Source organism: Exiguobacterium sp. SH31, from assembly GCF_001816105.1.
Lineage (GTDB): Bacteria > Bacillota > Bacilli > Exiguobacteriales > Exiguobacteriaceae > Exiguobacterium > Exiguobacterium aurantiacum_A.
In genome coordinates, this window is the sequence record NZ_LYTG01000029.1 from 137,789 (window position 1) to 155,218 (window position 17,430).

The 17,430-nt window shown below is 54.1% G+C and carries 13 protein-coding genes; 2 read left to right on the forward strand and 11 right to left on the reverse strand.

What is annotated here, in order from left to right:
* The first annotated feature begins 70 nt into the window (after positions 1-70).
* Entirely contained in the window at positions 71-796 is a 726-nt protein-coding gene (locus tag A6395_RS04760; protein ID WP_233589709.1) for a DUF4261 domain-containing protein, read from the forward strand.
* 291 nt (positions 797-1,087) lie between these two features.
* Here A6395_RS04760 and A6395_RS04765 read toward each other — a convergent pair whose 3' ends face one another.
* The 7 genes from A6395_RS04765 to pulA all read right to left on the reverse strand — a co-directional run bounded on the left by A6395_RS04765 (position 1,088) and on the right by pulA (position 11,024).
* A complete protein-coding gene (locus A6395_RS04765) occupies positions 1,088-1,993 on the reverse strand; it encodes a DUF5996 family protein (protein ID WP_084812939.1) in 906 nt (301 codons plus the stop codon).
* Between the two features lie 106 nt (positions 1,994-2,099).
* Positions 2,100-2,423 (reverse strand): thioredoxin family protein, encoded by a 324-nt coding sequence (locus tag A6395_RS04770; RefSeq protein ID WP_071398084.1) that lies wholly within the window; start codon positions 2,421-2,423, stop codon positions 2,100-2,102.
* A gap of 19 nt (positions 2,424-2,442) precedes the next feature.
* Entirely contained in the window at positions 2,443-3,294 is an 852-nt protein-coding gene (locus A6395_RS04775) for a DegV family protein (RefSeq protein WP_071398085.1), read from the reverse strand.
* Between the two features lie 114 nt (positions 3,295-3,408).
* Positions 3,409-3,825 (reverse strand): RDD family protein, encoded by a 417-nt coding sequence (locus A6395_RS04780; RefSeq protein ID WP_233589710.1) that lies wholly within the window; start codon positions 3,823-3,825, stop codon positions 3,409-3,411.
* A 19-nt stretch (positions 3,826-3,844) separates the two neighbouring features.
* The gene (locus A6395_RS04785) at positions 3,845-4,921 is read right to left on the reverse strand and encodes a nitric oxide synthase oxygenase (RefSeq protein WP_071398087.1); all 1,077 of its coding nucleotides are present in this window, start codon (positions 4,919-4,921) and stop codon (positions 3,845-3,847) included.
* Between the two features lie 110 nt (positions 4,922-5,031).
* Positions 5,032-7,878, reverse strand: coding sequence for a sensor domain-containing protein (locus A6395_RS04790; protein WP_071398088.1), 2,847 nt, complete (start codon positions 7,876-7,878; stop codon positions 5,032-5,034).
* Between the two features lie 227 nt (positions 7,879-8,105).
* Entirely contained in the window at positions 8,106-11,024 is a 2,919-nt protein-coding gene (pulA, locus tag A6395_RS04795) for a type I pullulanase (RefSeq protein WP_071398089.1), read from the reverse strand.
* Positions 11,025-11,233: 209 nt separating this feature from the next.
* Here pulA and A6395_RS04800 point away from each other — a divergent pair, with 209 nt between their 5' ends.
* Positions 11,234-12,364 carry a GGDEF domain-containing protein gene (locus tag A6395_RS04800; RefSeq protein WP_071398090.1) on the forward strand — a complete coding sequence of 377 codons (1,131 nt, stop codon included), beginning with the start codon at positions 11,234-11,236 and terminating at the stop codon, positions 12,362-12,364.
* Between the two features lie 30 nt (positions 12,365-12,394).
* On the opposite strand, the gene A6395_RS04805 is transcribed toward A6395_RS04800, so the two are convergent.
* The 4 genes from A6395_RS04805 to arsA are packed head-to-tail and all read right to left on the reverse strand — an operon-like array spanning position 12,395 to position 17,417.
* Positions 12,395-14,053 (reverse strand): FAD-dependent oxidoreductase, encoded by a 1,659-nt coding sequence (locus tag A6395_RS04805; RefSeq protein ID WP_071398091.1) that lies wholly within the window; start codon positions 14,051-14,053, stop codon positions 12,395-12,397.
* A gap of 14 nt (positions 14,054-14,067) precedes the next feature.
* Positions 14,068-15,354: an arsenic transporter gene (locus A6395_RS04810; protein ID WP_071398092.1), complete on the reverse strand. Its 1,287-nt coding sequence runs from the start codon at positions 15,352-15,354 to the stop codon at positions 14,068-14,070.
* Between the two features lie 30 nt (positions 15,355-15,384).
* The gene (locus A6395_RS04815) at positions 15,385-15,663 is read right to left on the reverse strand and encodes a Fe-S cluster assembly protein HesB (RefSeq protein ID WP_071398093.1); all 279 of its coding nucleotides are present in this window, start codon (positions 15,661-15,663) and stop codon (positions 15,385-15,387) included.
* Positions 15,660-17,417 (reverse strand): arsenical pump-driving ATPase, encoded by a 1,758-nt coding sequence (arsA, locus tag A6395_RS04820; RefSeq protein WP_252100509.1) that lies wholly within the window; start codon positions 17,415-17,417, stop codon positions 15,660-15,662. The genes A6395_RS04815 and arsA overlap by 4 nt, the downstream gene beginning before the upstream one ends.
* Positions 17,418-17,430 lie beyond the last annotated feature (13 nt).

The following is a 17,430-nucleotide window of genomic DNA, read 5'->3' on the forward strand; positions in this document are numbered from 1 at the left end:
GGCATAATAAGAGAAGAGACTAGGCCTCTCGCTTGAGGGGCCTAACTATTTGCAGAAGAGGATGATTCTAATGAACCGTACACAAGTGTTACTCGCCATCCCAGGAAACTGGCCATCGGCCGAGGCCGTGAGCGAAAAAATCAGTTTACATAGCGAAGGCTATACGATGGCCGGTCTGTTGCTGTTAGAAGACGAGACCGGAAAAGCGTTCACCGTCGAAGTCGTCGAACGCGACCCGGCGCTCGCCGAGGCGATGATTCACGCCAGCACGAGCGGCTTCACACCGAAAATCGCCAAAGGACTTACGCGTCACACACATATCGTCTATTTGATCGGCGACGTCAATGATGTGACAGACATCGCCGCGGCCCGTCGCGGGGCGAACGCCCTGTTGAACGCCGGCGGACTCGGTGTCATGGTCGAGACGGCAGGCGTCGCTTATTCGAAAGACGAATGGCAAGCGTCGAAAGAAGAAGACCTCGCCCTCGACTACTCGCTCCTCACCGCCATCACGGAAGAAGAGACGGCGTACGTGTCGTGGGGCATGAAAGCGTTCGGCCATGCCGACGTCGCCGTACCAGAAACACTCGAGATCGAAGACGCGATCCACGTCATCCATTCGTTCAACTTCCATTTGATCGCAGGCGGATCGATGTTCGGTGACGGCGACAGCTTCACGTTCGAGGACGGCAAGACGTTCACGGTCGAGATGGGCGAAGACGAGCGCACGTCAATCGACAACTTGCTCCATAACCCGTTCGGCTTGATCTACCTCGTACCACAAATTGCAGAATGACATGTCAATCGATTAATTTGGACCCACATCCAGATTGATCGATTTTTTGATATCGCTCGTCCTTCCGGCGCCCACGCTTTCCGCAGGCAATCCCGGAGCCGCATCGCGACTCGCGTCGCTGCTGGGTCTCCGTCGGATTGCATTCCTGCAGGGGTCGGGGCGCCATCGGACGAGCAACAAAAAGGTACTGTACAACTAATCGAACAGCTAATAGCCGAATGGAAAATCATCCGTGTCGGAAACGGGCCATCTACTCGCTACCAGCCCCTAAAGTAAACAAGAGCTCACAGATCATTCGTCTGTGAGCTCTTGTTGTTTCGGCATGTCGAGCGGCATAAAGTAATGGTCGCACCCTTCCCACTCGAGCTGTTCGCTCAAAATATCGAACGACGTCCGGAAGAACGCCTGCACGTCTCTCGTTTCCCCTACGTTCTCAAGAGATAAAAAGAACTCGCTCTTGCCGGCATCATAATAGGCGTCTTGCGGTTTGAGCCGCTCCGTCCCGATCTCCGTGTACTGGAACGGGTAAGGCAAGATGAAGAACGTCGGAATATCGACCGCTTCATCACCGAGCCAAAACCCGAACTCGACCATGTGCTCGTCAAACGCTGCCTTCTCGATGACTTTATCTTCCGGGAACGGCTCAGGCCGTCCATAGACGATGAGCGACGACACGTCAAACGTTCCCCAAAACAGGCCTGGCTTCACTTTCCGACAGCGGAGCGGTGCGAGAAATGCCGTTTGCTCCCGCGCGGCGTATTGAAACAGACGGATGCCTCGTTGCGCCGCCATAGCGTCATAGGCGAGCGGTGTCTCGTCCCGGTCCAGATAACGTAACTCCCGCATCTCTTGCGTTCTCGGATTGAGGGCGACCGAGACGCCGTTTGCGCGCAGGGCACCCATGATTTCTTCATAGTACGTACTGATCGACTTGCCTGCTTCGAGCGGGAATACCGACGTGTCGGCACCGACTTGGACTCTGATATGAGATTGAAAGACATCGACGTCGAGTTGTAGCCACGTCTCCCCTTGCACGAGCGGGCCAGTCGAAAAGCCGCTCAGCGCAACGGGCAACGTGACGTGTGTCCATTGTGGCTCTTGCGGAGCCAAAGCCAACTTGATTTTCCCCAAGATTTGCGACAGCAAATGGAGCGTGAGCTTTGTCTCAGCCCATTCCGAGTGGCGTATCATCTCCATCACACATTCCTCCGTTCCTTCGTTGCAAAAGTGACAGAATCACTTCATTAATTCCCGTTACATCATCACGACAATCAAAAAAATCCACAGACACACGTCTGTGGATTTACTTTCTCATCTCTTGGAGCCGTTCGAGTTGGTGGGTCAACTCACCGATTGGCACGAACCGGGCCCGGCGGAGCATCTCTTTGCCGTCGATGAAGAACAAGATGACCGGTACGGTGAAGATCGAATAGGCGCCGGCGATATCCGGCACCTCGTCCGAGTCGACCGCGACCGCTTCGATGTCAGGAAAATGCGTCAACATGTCCTCGACTTGCGGCTTGAGCGAGTGACAGACGCTGCATCCCGGATGCGAGACATAGACGAGCAACTGCTCCGCCTCGGCGACCCGTTCGTTCAACATCGAAAGTGTGTTCACAGCCTCCATGCTGTCTCCCCCTTTCAACTTAAGCGTCGAGCCAAAGCACACCGACCGTCTCAAAGCCGGCATGGACCGCAATCGACGGACAGAAACGTGTCTTCACGACATCAATCTCCGGCAATTTCGCTTGGATGAGCGCGACGAGGTTGTCTTGCATCTCTGGCGCGAGCGCCGTCTGTACGAAGACACGGTTGTTATGGATCCCATTCGCCGCATGAAGACGTTCGAGTTCGGTGACCATCTCAACGTACGCTTTTTTGATCGAACGCACTTTTTTGAACGGGATGACTTTCCCAGATTCGTCGAGCGTGATGATCGGTTTGATGTTCAAGATGTTCGCGAGGAACATCTCACCTGATGACACACGTCCGCCCCGGCGCATCGTCTCCATGTTCCCGATGATCATGAAGAAGTTTTTCTTGTCACGCCACGCTTCGAGAAGAGCGACGATTTCCTCGACCGATTTGCCTTCTGCCTCGGCAGCGAGACCGAGACGGACGAGCTCTTGCTGCGCCTCGAGCGCTGCGTGCGAGTCGACCGTGTAAACTTTAAATCCAGCCGCCTCAGCCGCTGCACTCGAGTTTTTGACGGTGCTGCTCAGTCCGTTTGAACAGTGGACGGCGATGGCGCAATCGTACCCTTCTTCTTTTAAGCGCTCGTAACGCGAGATGAAGTCACCAAAAATCGGTTGCGACGTCTTCGCTTCTTTCTTTTGGTCGATCATGTAGCGGTGCAATTCCTCAATCGAGAGGTCGACTTCACTGTAGCCGCTCCCGTCGACGATCAATTGGATCGGGACGATCTCGACGCCGAGCTGGGCGGCCTCCTCTTTCGAGAAGTTGGCCATACTATCGGTGATCCATGCAATTTTTGTCATAACAAATAGTCCTCCAGTAGTCGTTCAATTTTTTCCTCTTTCATTATAACCCATTTCCCCCGCCACTTCCCCGAAGAAAAAAGCAGAACGATTGCGGAATCGTCCTGCTCCCGTTCATTTTGTCGAAATCAGTTTCGTGTGGGCGAATTCATCGTGCGGAAGTTCGAGGTCTTTATTCGACTTCATCTGTTGAAGCGCACGAAGAAGTGGTAGACCAAGCGTCGCCGGATAAACGACGTCCTTGTAGAGCGTCCGTTTCATGACTTGCTCGAAGGAAAGCGGTCGACCGTCTTGGCTCACGACTTTAATGCCGACGATTTTGTCGCCGATCGTCTGCCCGTCCCGGTTCAGCAAGAAGTAGGCTTCTCCTGCGATGGAGACGAGTGTCGGTAAGTAATAATTTTTTACTTCTTTACCCGGCCAAATTTTTTTACGGATTGTTTTTTCCACGAGTTTCGCGGGTGCTTCCAATAGGACTTTATCGATTCGACTTGCTACAGCGCGTTTCCAGATTGGGACTGCCACGTTCATCATCCTTTCATTTCGTTTCCTAGCCTTTAGATTCCTCTTTTGGCTTGGCTTGAAACGCTGAAAACGGACAACCTGACCGCGCGAACAAGTTCGGCGTCACAATCTTGTCATCATAGTGTCGATGAAAGACGTGGGTCGAGGCCGGTGACAGCGGCGGGATGAGCCAACTCCACTGTCCGGTCACGTCACGACCGGCGTCCGTCTCATTTTTCTCGAACCGTTTAAATTGTTTCGCCGCTGTATGATGGTCGACAATCGTCACGCCGGCGCGCTCGAACGATTGCAAGACGGCGACGTTCAGCTCGACGAGGGCGCGGTCACGCCAGAGCGTCCGCTCTTTTGACGTATCGAGACCGAGTGATGCCCCGACAAGCGGGAGCAGGTTGTAGCGCTCGACGTCGGCGAGGTTGCGCGCCCCGATCTCTGTCTCCATGTACCACCCGTTGAACGGGACCGATGTGAAGCGGTGTCCACCGATTTCAATCTCCATGTCAGCGATGGCCGGGACGGCGTGCCACTTGACGTCACGTCCCCCGAACAAATCGACGTCGTCATGGCGAATATCGACCTCGAGCACGGCATCGGCCGGCAGTTCATACATGCGGATTTCGTTCCCGTCTGTAAGCAAGAGCGGTAACAGATCGAAAGCAGTACCGGCCCCGGCCCAACCGAGACGCATCGCTTGTCTCGTCATCGACAGCGATAGCGGGTCACCGACGATGCCGTCTGTCGTCTCGTACGCCGCGTAACGGATGAGTTGCGTGTTCAAAATCCGAAAATGGTTCGGGAGGACGGTCATCGTCGAGCGGATCTTTCCGCCGTTCGTCGCGTAGCGAAGATGGGCGACGATTGCTTCAAACACCTCGTCGAACGTTTCCGCGTCACGCGCGTCGTGGAGGGTGAGCGTCTGCCAAAACAAGCGGCCGATGCAGCGGTTCGAGTTGCGCCATGCGAGTTTTGCCCCGGACGCCAATTCGTCCGTCGTGAGCGTGTACGTCCCGGTCCGATCGATTTCGGCTTCGATCTCCCGTAACCGTTCGGTATGCTCCCCTTCAAGTTGTGAGAAAAAGTGGCGGGCTGCCTGTAGTCGATCCATCGTTTCTGTCTCCTCTTCTAATCTGTCCCTTCCATCTTAGAGAAAACTGCGTCCCGTTTCTAGTTTTAGAGCGCACAAAAAGCGAGCCGGCAAATCCGGCTCGCTGTGTCTCATCCTTCGACTAAGTCTTTCGCTTGTTGAATCGTAAAGCCGCGCGGTTTGTCACTCTCGAGCGCAGTCAGCCGTTTCTCGAGTTCGACGGTCTGTTCGTACGTCGCTTCATATTGATATAATCCGTTCGCAAGCTCGGTCAATCGCGTCACTTGAATCGGCAGCGACGGCTGCCCGTCATCAAGCAAGATGACGAGATTGATGTCACTATCGACCGGTAACCGGATCGAGCCATAGAAGGCGATTGCTTTAAAGCCGCGCTTCATGATGACGATTGGCGATGTCCCAACCGCGACCGCTTGATTGCGCAGGCGCGTGATCGTGATGCCGGCGTGGATCAACCGGTTCGCCGGTTGGATCGTCTCGACGTACTCCTCGATCGGAATGAGCGTTCCCGTCTCGAGCGCTTGTTCAAAATCGGATTCTCGCAACGGTCGGCTGAAAATAAAACCTTGAATGACGTGACACCCGAACTCACGGAGTCGAAGTAAGTCATCCATCATCTCGACACCCTCGACGACGACGTTCATCCCGAACTCTTCGGCGATGAGGAGCAGACTCCGGATGATGCCTTGGGCTTTTCGGCTTTGGTTGACGTTGTGTGCGAAGATGCGGTCGATCTTGATCGTCTGGGCACTGTACGCCTGCAAGTAAGCAAGCGACGAATACCCTTTACCGAAGTCGTCAAACGCGATCGGGATACCGAGGCTGTTCAACCGTTCGAACGCTTGTGTGATCTGCTGGGCGTCGTCTAACAGTGACGTCTCCGAGATCTCGACTTCGAGATACGACGCCGGGACGTGGAAGCGGTCTAACATCTCTTCGAACACGCGTTCAAACCGTTCTTGATACAAGTATTTGGCTGAGACATTGATCGAGATCGGGACTCGATGTTTGAGCGATGTGATATAGCGGCACACCTCTTCGATCAACCAGTTCGTCAAATCGAGATGGAGGCTGCTTTCCTCGGCGAGCGGAATAAACTCGGCCGGTGAGATCGAGCCCCACGTCGGGTGCGTCCAACGCATGAGCGCCTCGGCTCCGACGATTTGACCGGTCCAGGCGTTCACTTTCGGTTGATACATCAAATAGAACTCGTTGTTTTGCAGCGCACCTCGCATATCGCGCAACAGCTCGTAGCGTTTGAGTGACTCGATGTCCATTTGCGACGAATACAGTTCGAGTTGCGTCCCGAACTTTTTATCGGCCCGGTTCATGGCGACACATGCGTGCTTGATCAATTCGCTCGCCTGTGCCCCGTCTTCAGGATAGCGGCTCACGCCGATCGAGATACGCGCGAACAAGTCGTACACGTCAATATGGAATCGATATTTCGACAACGTTCCTAACTCTTTCCCGAGCGCGAGCACTTCTGGGTCTTCCATCCGGCGCGGCAACACAATCAAGACGTTATCCGCATCGAGATGACCGAGCAAGGCGTCTTTTGGCAACAGACGAATCAATTGGTTCACCGTCGCGACACGCCACTCGTCACCGAGCTCGTAGCCGAACGTATTGTTGATTTCGGCAATCCGGTTGAACGAAAGCGAGAACAATGTGAACGGGTCGCGTTTGCGCGTGAGTTGATAGACCGATCCTGTGATCGACTCACGGTTTGGCATGTTCGTGATCGGGTCGAGCGAGGCGAGGCGCCAAATCTCTTGTTGCTGCTCTTTCAGTTGGGTGATGTCTTTGACGAGCGTCCGAAACCCGATGACGATGCCGTCTTCAGAAAAAATCGGCTCCCGGTTCTCTTCGATCCATTTGACATTGCCTTTCGCATAGATACGATACGAGAACGTTGTCGTTTTACCGCTGAGCGTCACTTCTCGGGCTTGGTTCACTTTCGGCACGTCGTCAGGAACGACGACACGCTGCCAATAGTCAGGGTGTGTGTTGAACTGGTCTTCCGTATAGCCAAAGATGTGCGAGAAGCCCGGCGTCAAAAATTTGAACTGTTTCGTCTCGAAATAACGTTCAAAAATGACCGAGTCGACGATTTCGCACAACTGCTTCACTTTGGACTGCTCCATCGTGAGCGCTTCTTCGACTTTGACCAAATTGGTGACGTCAAACATTGCCCACGTCACTGATTTTCGATCTTTTGACATACCGACTTTGACGATCAAGTCCAAATATTTTTGTTGCTTCGGATTGAACGCCTTGATTTGAGTCTCATACTCTTGCACGTCAGCATCGTGGATGAGCGTCTCGATGGCTGCCGCAAATTCTGGACGGTAATCCTCATGGATCATGTTACGGAAATGTTCGCGTTTCATATCTCCAAGTTGCCGCTTAGATAACCCGAGCAGTTCACCCGTCTGCGGTGAATGGTAAAACTCGCCGGACTCGAGATCAAGTTCGATCAGGATGAGACCTGGGATGCGCTCGAACAGCGTCCGTCCCACTTTCATCCGATTGTATCGTTCACGCAGTTCCATCTGGGTCGTCAAGTCTTTGACGACACCGTACAATCCGGTGATGACCCGGCCGGTATAGAGCGGCGTGTTCGTGACTGACAGATGGATGCGTCGCTTGTCCGCATTCAACGCTTTCAGTTCATAATGAACGGTCTCCCCTTGGAGCGCCCGCTGATGAAAGGCGTGAACACGTTCACTTTCTAGTTTTGGAAGCCAGGATGCAGGATGGACGAAACGTTCCTCTTCCCCGCTAAAGAGGAGCGACAACTTTTCGTTCGAGTCGACGAAGTTCAAGTCTCGATCCAGGACGTACACTGCGTCCGGATATTGATCGAGCAGTAACGGATCGATATTGATTCGTCCATCGTGCTCGGCCTGCTCAACGTTTGATTCTAATACATGCTTCCAATTACGGAAGAAGCCCATGTGTACCACTCCTTCGTGTGACAAATGTCACGTTTCGATACGTGTTAACTTGATTATACAAGATTGATTAGTTGAAAATGCTTCCGCATTTTTCAAATAAGGGAAATGAACCGAATCACAGACATATATTCAAAAAAATGTCATGTCTTAATATACTGTTTACCTACTCCTCTACACGATTGCAACGTAAAAAAAGACCACGGATATGTGCTCCGTGGTCTCGCGCATTATGGTTGCTTTAAGACGAACGTTGAGTAGGCCGGAACGTTGACCGAACCTGACACTCGTTTAATTGTTTTCGTGCCCGCCTGCTTGCCGTTCACAATGATGTTCCATTGTCCTTTCGGAAGCTTCACTGTCACTTGCGACGGGTTAGCGTTATGCGTCACAAACAAATCTTTCTTCTGGCTAGGTGCTTTGTCATCGATCAAATACGTGATGACGTTCGCTTCTGCTTGATAGAACTTCAAGTTTTTCTTGATATCGGTCGCTTTCGTCATGCGAAGGCCCGGGTTTTGTTTACGCATCTCAATCAAGCCTTTCATGTACTGGACGTCCGCCTTACGGTCGGCGGCGCGTTTCCAGTCCATTTGGTTGATGCGGTCTGGCGATTTGTACGAGTTATGGTCGCCTTCTTTCGTCCGCATGAACTCTTGGCCGGCATGGAGGAATGTCGTCCCCTGGCTCGTCAAGAGGATGCTTGACGCAAGACGGTGCATTTTCGTCTTGTTCAACTCTGAAGCGATTGGATTTGTGAGTTCAAGCTTATCCCAAAGCGTATGGTTGTCATGCGCTTCGACGTACGTGATTGCTTGCGTCGGCTCTTTCGTGAAGCCTTTGATCTCGGCGTTATAGTCGATTTCACCGACGATTCCTGTTTTGATGCGGTTCTCAAGACCGTCTTTGCCGTTGATGAATCCTTTATCCGTGTCGATAAAGACGCTGCCTTTCAAGCCGTCACGGATGTTGTCGTTAAAGTGCGCGACGCCCGGCATCTTATAGGCGTTCTTTTGGTTCGCTTTCAATGCGGGGTCGAGCGGTGTGCTTAGGTCCCAACCCTCGCCGAAGACGAGGATCGATTTATCGACTTTGTCTAGTGCTTGACGGACTTGGTTCATCGTCTCGACGTCGTGGATTCCCATGAGGTCGAAGCGGAACCCGTCCCAATGATATTCTTTCGCCCAGTAGACGACTGAATCGACGATGAGTTTTTGCATCATCTTGCGCTCAGACGCGGTGTCGTTGCCGACGCCCGTCCCGTTCGCGAAGTCTCCGCCGGCCGTGTAACGGTAGTAGTAGCCTGGTACGATCTTATGAAGGTTCGAGGCTTGCGCATCGAACATATGGTTATAAACGACGTCCATGACGGCACGCAAATTGTTGTCGTGGAGACCTTGGATCATTTCTTTCATCTGCATGATTCGAACTTTTGCGTCATAAGGGTTCGTCGAGTATGAACCTTCCGGCGCATTATAGTTTTTCGGGTCATAGCCCCAGTTGTATGTCGCGTTCGGTTTCGTCTCGTCGACCGAGGCCGTGTTGTAGTCATACACCGGGATGAACTGGACGTGCGTCACACCGAGGTCTTTGACGTGATCAAGTCCTGTCTTCGTCGCCGTCTTTTTGCCGTCTACAAGGAGACGCGTACCCGGTTCAACGACACCTAGGTATTTGCCTTTATTCGCTATGCCTGAATCATACTTATCCGATGTGACGTCAAAGATTGAGAAGTCACGGACGTGTGTCTCGTAGATGATCGCGTCCGTCGCGTTTTGAAGCTTAGGCTTCATCGAGTTCCACCGTTTCGGTTTCGTCTCGTTCAAGTCGACGATGACCCCTTGGTCCCCGTTGACGCCGACCGCTGTCGCATACGGATCGACCGCACGGACGCTGCCTGACGCATGCTTGATGTTGTACGTGTAGCCGATGCCGTCGAGGTCGCCGCGGACTTCAGCAGTCCACGTGCCGCGTTCGCCGCGCTTCATCGCAATCGTTTTCTTGATATCCTTGTCGTTCGCCGGACGGTCTTTCGGCATGTTCCACAGCTCGAGTGAAACGTCTTGAGCCGTCGGTGCCCAAAGCACGAAGTTTGTCTTCGACTGCTTGTACGTGACGCCGAGCTTGCCGTCATACGCGTATTTCGCATCGAATTCCGGTGATCGGAGCACGTCGCCTGCTTGCAGTACTTTGTCCCCGAACGTCGGGTGCGACGCCGTGATGACTTGCGCCAAGTCGAGGTCAGCGCTGAAGTTAACTGTGACCGATTTGTCGCCAGCCTTCTCGACCGACTCGACTGCCGCGCCATCGACCGTCAATTCACTAAGGAACTGCTCATCGACCGCCCGGTTAAGCGTTAGTTCCGCCTGACGGAACGTGTTTGCCTCGAACGAGACGATCTTTGGTGAGCGGTCGATTTCAGGCTCTGAATAGTAGATCGTCGAATCACCTTCGACGAGCCAAATCTCTTTCGCCGTGCTGAGCGCGAAGCGATCTTCGCCGTCTTTATCAGACCATTCGCCTTTTTTCGTGATCAGACCGATGAGTTGTTTCGCATCCGGGTTCGCAAACTTCACGTTCGCGACACCGCCGTAGGCGTCCGTCTCATCGAAGTTGATGCTTTGACCGTCGCCACCATCCGGCCACGTCCAAACACCCCAGTCCGTGTATGTATTGTCATAGCGGAAGTAGTGGACTTTCATGTCGACTTCCGTCTTCGCCGTCTCCCCGTCCGGGTTCGACGTGTAGATTTTCGTGTCGCCCGACTTGATCCACACTTCGGCGACACCGTCCTTGATCATATCTTTCGTGATCAGGCGGTCGCTTTCCGACCCTTTATCCTTGTCCCAATTGTCCGTTCGGACGATGAGACCGATCTGTTCAGGTGAGTCGACCGGGAATTCGTAGGCCGCCACCTTGCCGTAATCGTCCTCGCCGTTAAAGGCGAAGCCTTTGTTCGGGAAGTAATCTGGGCCATTCGCCCAAAGCCATAAGTTCCAATCCATTTGATTGTCCGGCGCTTCTTGATAGTGGACGACGACTAGTGTCGACTCTTTATCAAGGGCAGACGCTGACATCGGAAACATCGACAGAATCAGTGCAAACGTTAGCACAACTGCCCATACCGGTTTCCATTGTTTGTTGACCATGTGGGTCCCTCCTTGTAGCATGAATTTAGGAAAACGCTTACATAAAAATTGTAAACGTTCGCTTCCTTAATTTCAATTCTTTTCTAAATGAACAACTAACGTTTCCCATATCAAGCCACTTGTTGGTTCGAACTCATTTTTCCATCACAAAATGATTGCTTTTTTATCCTCATCTGCCGAATATAGAAAATAGGGGAGGAATTTTTAAAATGTCGATGACCAATTTAATCAATAACTTGATTGCCAACGCCAGCTTACTGCTGATCGGCCTTTATATGATCTCGCGCCTCACGAAGCTCGGGTTCACGAGCAAGCTCCCGTTAAGACGGCAATTTACGATTTCACTACTCCTCGCCGGCCTGACGATCGTGATTACATTGCACGGTGTGCTCTGGAACGCCCAAGCCGACTTTCAGTATGGGTTTGTCCCCATCATCATTGCCGGTCTTTATTTTGGCCTCCAAGGCGTCCGGATCACGTACGTCTCGAGCATCTTGCTGCTCCCGTTCATCATATCGGATACGTTGCTATTAATCGTTTTTCTCGACTATACGGTCGCAGCCACAACTGCAGTCGTCTATATGAAACTCCGGGAGCGGATCAAACCGACGCGGGACATTCGCATCGTCAACGTCATCAGCCTCGGTTTCATCACCTTGTTCTCGCTCTTAAATTTTAGTACCTATGCAGATCCAAAAATGTACGTCTACACGTTAATCGCTTTCGTCACGATTGGATATTCAACCGGTTTCGTCCTTCATATCGTCTATGGGGGCATCCGTAAGATGCAGCGCTCGGAACGGCAGATCACAAAATATCGCGAAGCCGCCTACACCGACGCCTTAACGGGTCTTGGCAACCGTCGTCGCTTCGAGGAAGAGATGAAGCGCGTTGACGAGGAAGTGTTCTCGAGTCCATATGACATTACGCTACTCTTACTCGATATCGATCATTTTAAATCGGTGAACGATACGTATGGTCATGACGCCGGTGACGCCATCTTGATCGAGCTTGGCAAACGGCTCACCGAGACGGCCCGTGCCGATGATATGGTGTGTCGCCACGGTGGCGAAGAGTTCTCGGTGCTGTTGTCGGACTGCAACTTGTCGCAAGGGTTCGTCATCGCCAATCGCTACGTGCGTCAAATCGCGGAAAGTCCGTTTTCACTTCCGGACGGCAAGCAGCTCGATGTCACCGTCTCGATCGGCGTCACGAGTACGTCCGAACCAAAGATCGCCACGTCCGAACAGCTCATCAAAAAGTCCGACCTCGGTCTCTACGTCGCCAAGCGTAGCGGTCGCAACCGGGTCAGCAAATGGAATCAGCACCATGCAAATTAGACCCGACTCATGCGAGTCGGGTCTAATTGATTAGTTACCGTATTTTTTAAACAACTGATAGTTCTTGTTGCCGCCTGACAAGTTATAGACGTCGGTGAACTCGAGGTTACGGAGCACATTTTGCGCCGCGTTCCCAGTGACGCCACCGTTGCAGTAGACGACCGTCGGCTTGTCTTTATCGAGGTCTTTTGACGCCTCGCGAAGCTTGCCGAGCGGGATGTTGACCGCATTGTCAACGCACGCCTTCTCAAACTGCGCCGCTTTCCGTGTGTCGATGACCTGGATGTCCTCGTCCGCGTCGATCCGCTGCTGTAGCTCAGCCGGCGTGATGAGACGGGCCGACTTGTTCATGCTGTTCGCCAGTGCCATCCCCGTGTACATGACCGGGTCTTTCGTCGTCGAAAACGGCGGTGCGTACGCGAGGTCGAGGTGGAACAAATCATCAACTTTCGCTTTGAACGTGATTGCCGTGACGAACACGTCGATACGTTTGTCGACACCTTCGAAGCCGACGATTTGGACGCCGAGCAGTTGACGTGTCGCCCGGTCGCCGATTGCTTTGATCGTCATGTCTTTCCCGCCCATATAGGCCGGTTTGTCCGGTTTCGTGTTGTGGAGCACTTCGACGTCGTAGCCGAGCTCACGCGCTTCACGCTCCGAGAGACCTGTCTGCGCGACCGCGAGACCGAACACTTTGAAGATGCCCGTTCCGAGGATGCCACGGTGTTCGAGTTCCCCACCCGTGAGCAGGTCACCTAGCGCACGCCCCATCTTGTTCGCCGTCGAGCCGAGCGGACGCCAAATCGGTTTACCCGTGACGAGCGAGACGCTTTCAGCGACGTCGCCGGCAGCATAGACGCCGTCCACGTTCGTCTCCATCCGTTCGTTGATGGCGATCGCACCCGTCTCACCGATCGTGACACCGATCGACTTGGCGAGTTCCGTGTTCGGACGGACACCGACCGATAGGATGACGAGGTCCGTGTCGATTGTCTTCCCGCTCTCCGTGACGACGCGTTCGACGTGACCGTCGCCGACGAGCTCTGTCACGGTCTCACCGAGCAACAGCTCGATGCCGTTCTTCTCGAGGTGGTCCTCGACGCGGCACGCCATGTCTTTGTCGAGCGGCGGCATCACTTGCGGGATGCGCTCGATGATCGTGACGTCGATGCCACGAAGTTTGAGCTGCTCGGCCATCTCAAGACCGATGAAGCCGGCCCCGATGACCGTCGCATGTTTCGGGTTCGTCGCGTCGACGAAGTTGCGTGTCGCTTCCGCGTTCTGGATGTTGCGGATCGGGAAGACGTTATCTGACTTCACGCCCGGGATCGGCGGGACGATGCTCGAGGCGCCGGTCGCGAGGACGAGGACGTCATAGCTGTCCGTGAACGTCTCACCCGTCTCCAGGTTTTCGACCGTGACCGTCTTCGCGTCTGCATCAATTGCCGTCACGTTATGACGCGTCATGACATCGATGTTGTAACGCTTTTTGAAGAAAGCGGCGTCGCGTGGCGTCAAGTCATCACGTGACTCGACTTCGCCTCCGACGTAATATGGGATCCCGCAACCCGAGTAGGAGATATCGTAATCGCGGTCGTAAATCGTAATTTGTGCGTCTTCGTTGTTACGACGTGCTTTCGCCGCGACCGATGTACCGGCAGCGACTGAACCGATGATGACTAACTTCATAAAAAATCCACTCCTCAATATAGTAGTAAGCTGATATACAGGCCGAGCAACGTGATGGCAAGCGTTGGGATCGTCAAGATGATCCCGACTTTAAAGTATTGTCCCCAACCGATCTTGAGTCCTTTTGAGCGGAGCACGTGAAGCCACAAGAGCGTCGCGAGCGACCCGATCGGTGTGATCTTCGGTCCGAGGTCGGAACCGATGACGTTCGCATAGATGAGCGCTTCGCGAATCTGACCCGATGTATTCGTCAAATCGATGGCGAGCGCGTCGATCATGACGGTCGGCATGTTGTTCATGACCGACGATAAGATCGCGGCCAAGAAGCCCATCCCGAACGTGGCCGTTAACACGCTACCTGAGAACCAGTCGATGAAGTTGGCGAGCACTTGCGTCAGCCCCGCGTTTTGTAGGCCGTAGACGACGATGTACATCCCGAGCGAGAAGAAGACAATCGCCCATGGCGCGCCTTTAACGACTTGCTCCGTCTTCACAGCAGGCGAACGGTTCGCCATGATCAGGAAGAACAGGGCGATGACACCGGCGACAAGTGAGACCGGGATGCCGATGATGTCGCTCGTGAAGTAGCCGATGACGAGCAGAGCGAGGACGACCCACGACAAGCGGAACATCTTATGGTCTTTAATGACCGTGCTCGGCTCGACGAGTTTTGACAAGTCGTACTGCTTCGGGATGTCTTTTTTAAAGTACAAGTACAAGACGAGCAGACTGCCGGCGACGGCGAACACGTTGACGAACACCATCCGCGCCGCATACTCGGCAAAACCGATGCCGAAGAAGTCGGCCGAGACGATGTTGACGAGGTTCGAGACGACGAACGGCAAACTTGCCGTATCGGCGATGAAGCCCGAGGCGATGACGTACGCCAAGACGACGGCGTCCGGTAATTTAAGCGCCCGTACCATCGCGAGTACGATCGGCGTCAAGATGAGCGCCGCCCCGTCGTTCGCGAATAATGCGGCGACGAGCGCACCGAGAAGCGTGATGTAGACGAACAGTTTGACACCGCCGCCCCCGGCGATTCGAGCCATATGTAAAGCGGCCCACTCAAAGAATCCGATCTCATCCAAAATGAGCGAGATGAGAATGATGGCGATAAACGTAAACGTCGCGTTCCAAATGATGCCCCATACCGTTCCGACGTCATCAAAATTGACGACCCCAGTGATGAGGGCAATGGCCGCCATCCCCATCGCCGAGTAACCGATGCCGAGGCCTTTCGGTTGCTTGATGATGAGGAAGAGCGTCACTAAAAAGATGATACTAGCAATCCACTGCACAATGAGTTCCTCCAATAATCTCTATTTTTGTTAGCACGTTTCTTGAAGACCACGGAGCACGAGGCTCGCGCTGTCTTCTGTCATTTCGACGTCGAGCGTGACGTTCTCAGCCATCGCTTCTGCGTCTTTCGAGACAGCGAACGTGAGGCCGTCATAATCTTTCACGTCGTCCATCGCTTCCGGAGCGGCAATATGCAGACCGAGCGTCGGTCCGCAGCACCCTGCTTCCGTACAGATCCGGACTGATTTCACTTCTTCATCCTCGAGTGCTGTTTTCATAAAATCGATCGCTTCATTCGTGATGTTCATTTGACTTCCTCCTTCAATAGTTGAGATAACGCCGGATAGCCGACCGGCAAGTGTTGTTGCCACGAGAGCAGCGTCGGGCGCGGATACGCGTTCACCCGTTCGAGCCAAGTCGCCTCGCTCGCGACTTTCGCCGTGAGCAGTTTACTTTCGACGTCGAGCGGTGTGAACGATTGGTTGACGACCCAGGCGAACGGACGGATACCGGCCCGTTCCAAGTCGGTGACGAGCCGCTCGGCTTCATATACCGGTGTCGCTTCAGGGAGCGTCGTGATGACAACGTGTGTCTGTTTCGGGTCACGAAGTTTCGGCAACAGTTCGCGGACCGCTTCCGGGACGACACCGGTCGAGCGTTCGAGCTCACGGTGATAGCTCTCGGTCGCGTCGAGCAAGAGCAGTGTATGTCCGGTCGGTGCCGTGTCGATGACGACGAACCGGTCTTTCGCTTTGGCGACTTGACCGGCGAAAGCACGGAAAACCGCGATCTCTTCCGTACACGGCGAACGCAAGTCTTCTTCAAGCATCGCGTGCTGTTCATCGGTCATGTCCCCCGCTTCACGGAACACGTCGGCCCGATAGTTCTCAATCTCGACTTTCGGGTCGATCGCGTCGACCGTGAACGTGGCGGGCACGTCCTCACCGATTGTGAAGGCGACGTGTGCCGCCGGGTCGGTCGTCGTCAAATGGACGGCGTGGCCGCGTTCGCTTAAAGCGACGGCGAGGAGTGAGGCGAGCGTCGTCTTGCCGACCCCACCTTTCCCCATCGTCATGATGACGCTCGGACCGTCCGCTTCGACTTCATCGACGAGCGTATCAATCGAACCGTAACGGCTCGCATCATACGTCATATCCGGTACGTCGACCGTCTCCCCGTTCACCCAGCGGCGCAACGCCGGGACGCCGACCAAGTTCTCATAGGCGTATGGGAGCGTGAACGTCTCGAGCGTGTCGACGCCTTGTGGCAAGTTGGCGAGCGCGTCTTGTTGGCGCTCGATGAACCGTCTCGTATAACGGTCCGTGCCTTCCGCTGGATCGACGACACCGTTGATGACGAGCTGCATCCGCTCGATCCCAATTGCGTGGAGCTCCGTCGCGGCACGACTCGCCTCGACGAGCGTCGACGTCTCAGGACGGGCGACGAGTAGCAGTGTCGTCTCGTCCCCGTTCGAAAGCGTCTCGACCGCCCGTTTATATTGGTGTTGCTTGTCTGATAATCCAGCAAGTGGTCCAAGGCACGAAACGCCGGTCGTGTTCGTCTCTAAAAATTCGTCCCACGCGCTCGGGAGCGTGAGCAACCGGAGCGTATGCCCGGTCGGTGCCGTGTCGAAGATGACATGGTCGTACATGTCACGGGCCGTCTCTGACGTCAACAGCTCGGTGAACTGGTCGAACGCCGCGATCTCAACCGTGCAGGCACCGGACAGCTGCTCTTCCATCGACTGGATGGCGACGTCTGGTAGTACACCGCGATACGGACCGACCATGCGTTCCATGTACGCTTTTGCCGCTTCTTCCGGGTCAAAGTTCGCAATCGACAGCTCTGTCCCAGGGACTACTCGCGGTGTCTCGTCAAGTTCCATCTCGAACACGTCCTGCAAATTGCTTGCCGGGTCGGTCGAGACGAGCAAGACGCGCTTGCCACGGTCGGCGAGCGTCAAAGCGAGGCTCGAGGCGGTCGACGTCTTCCCGACGCCGCCTTTCCCAGTCAAAAACATGTAACGGGTCGGCTCAATCGTATTAAAATCAAAGTGATTCATCATGACGCGCCTC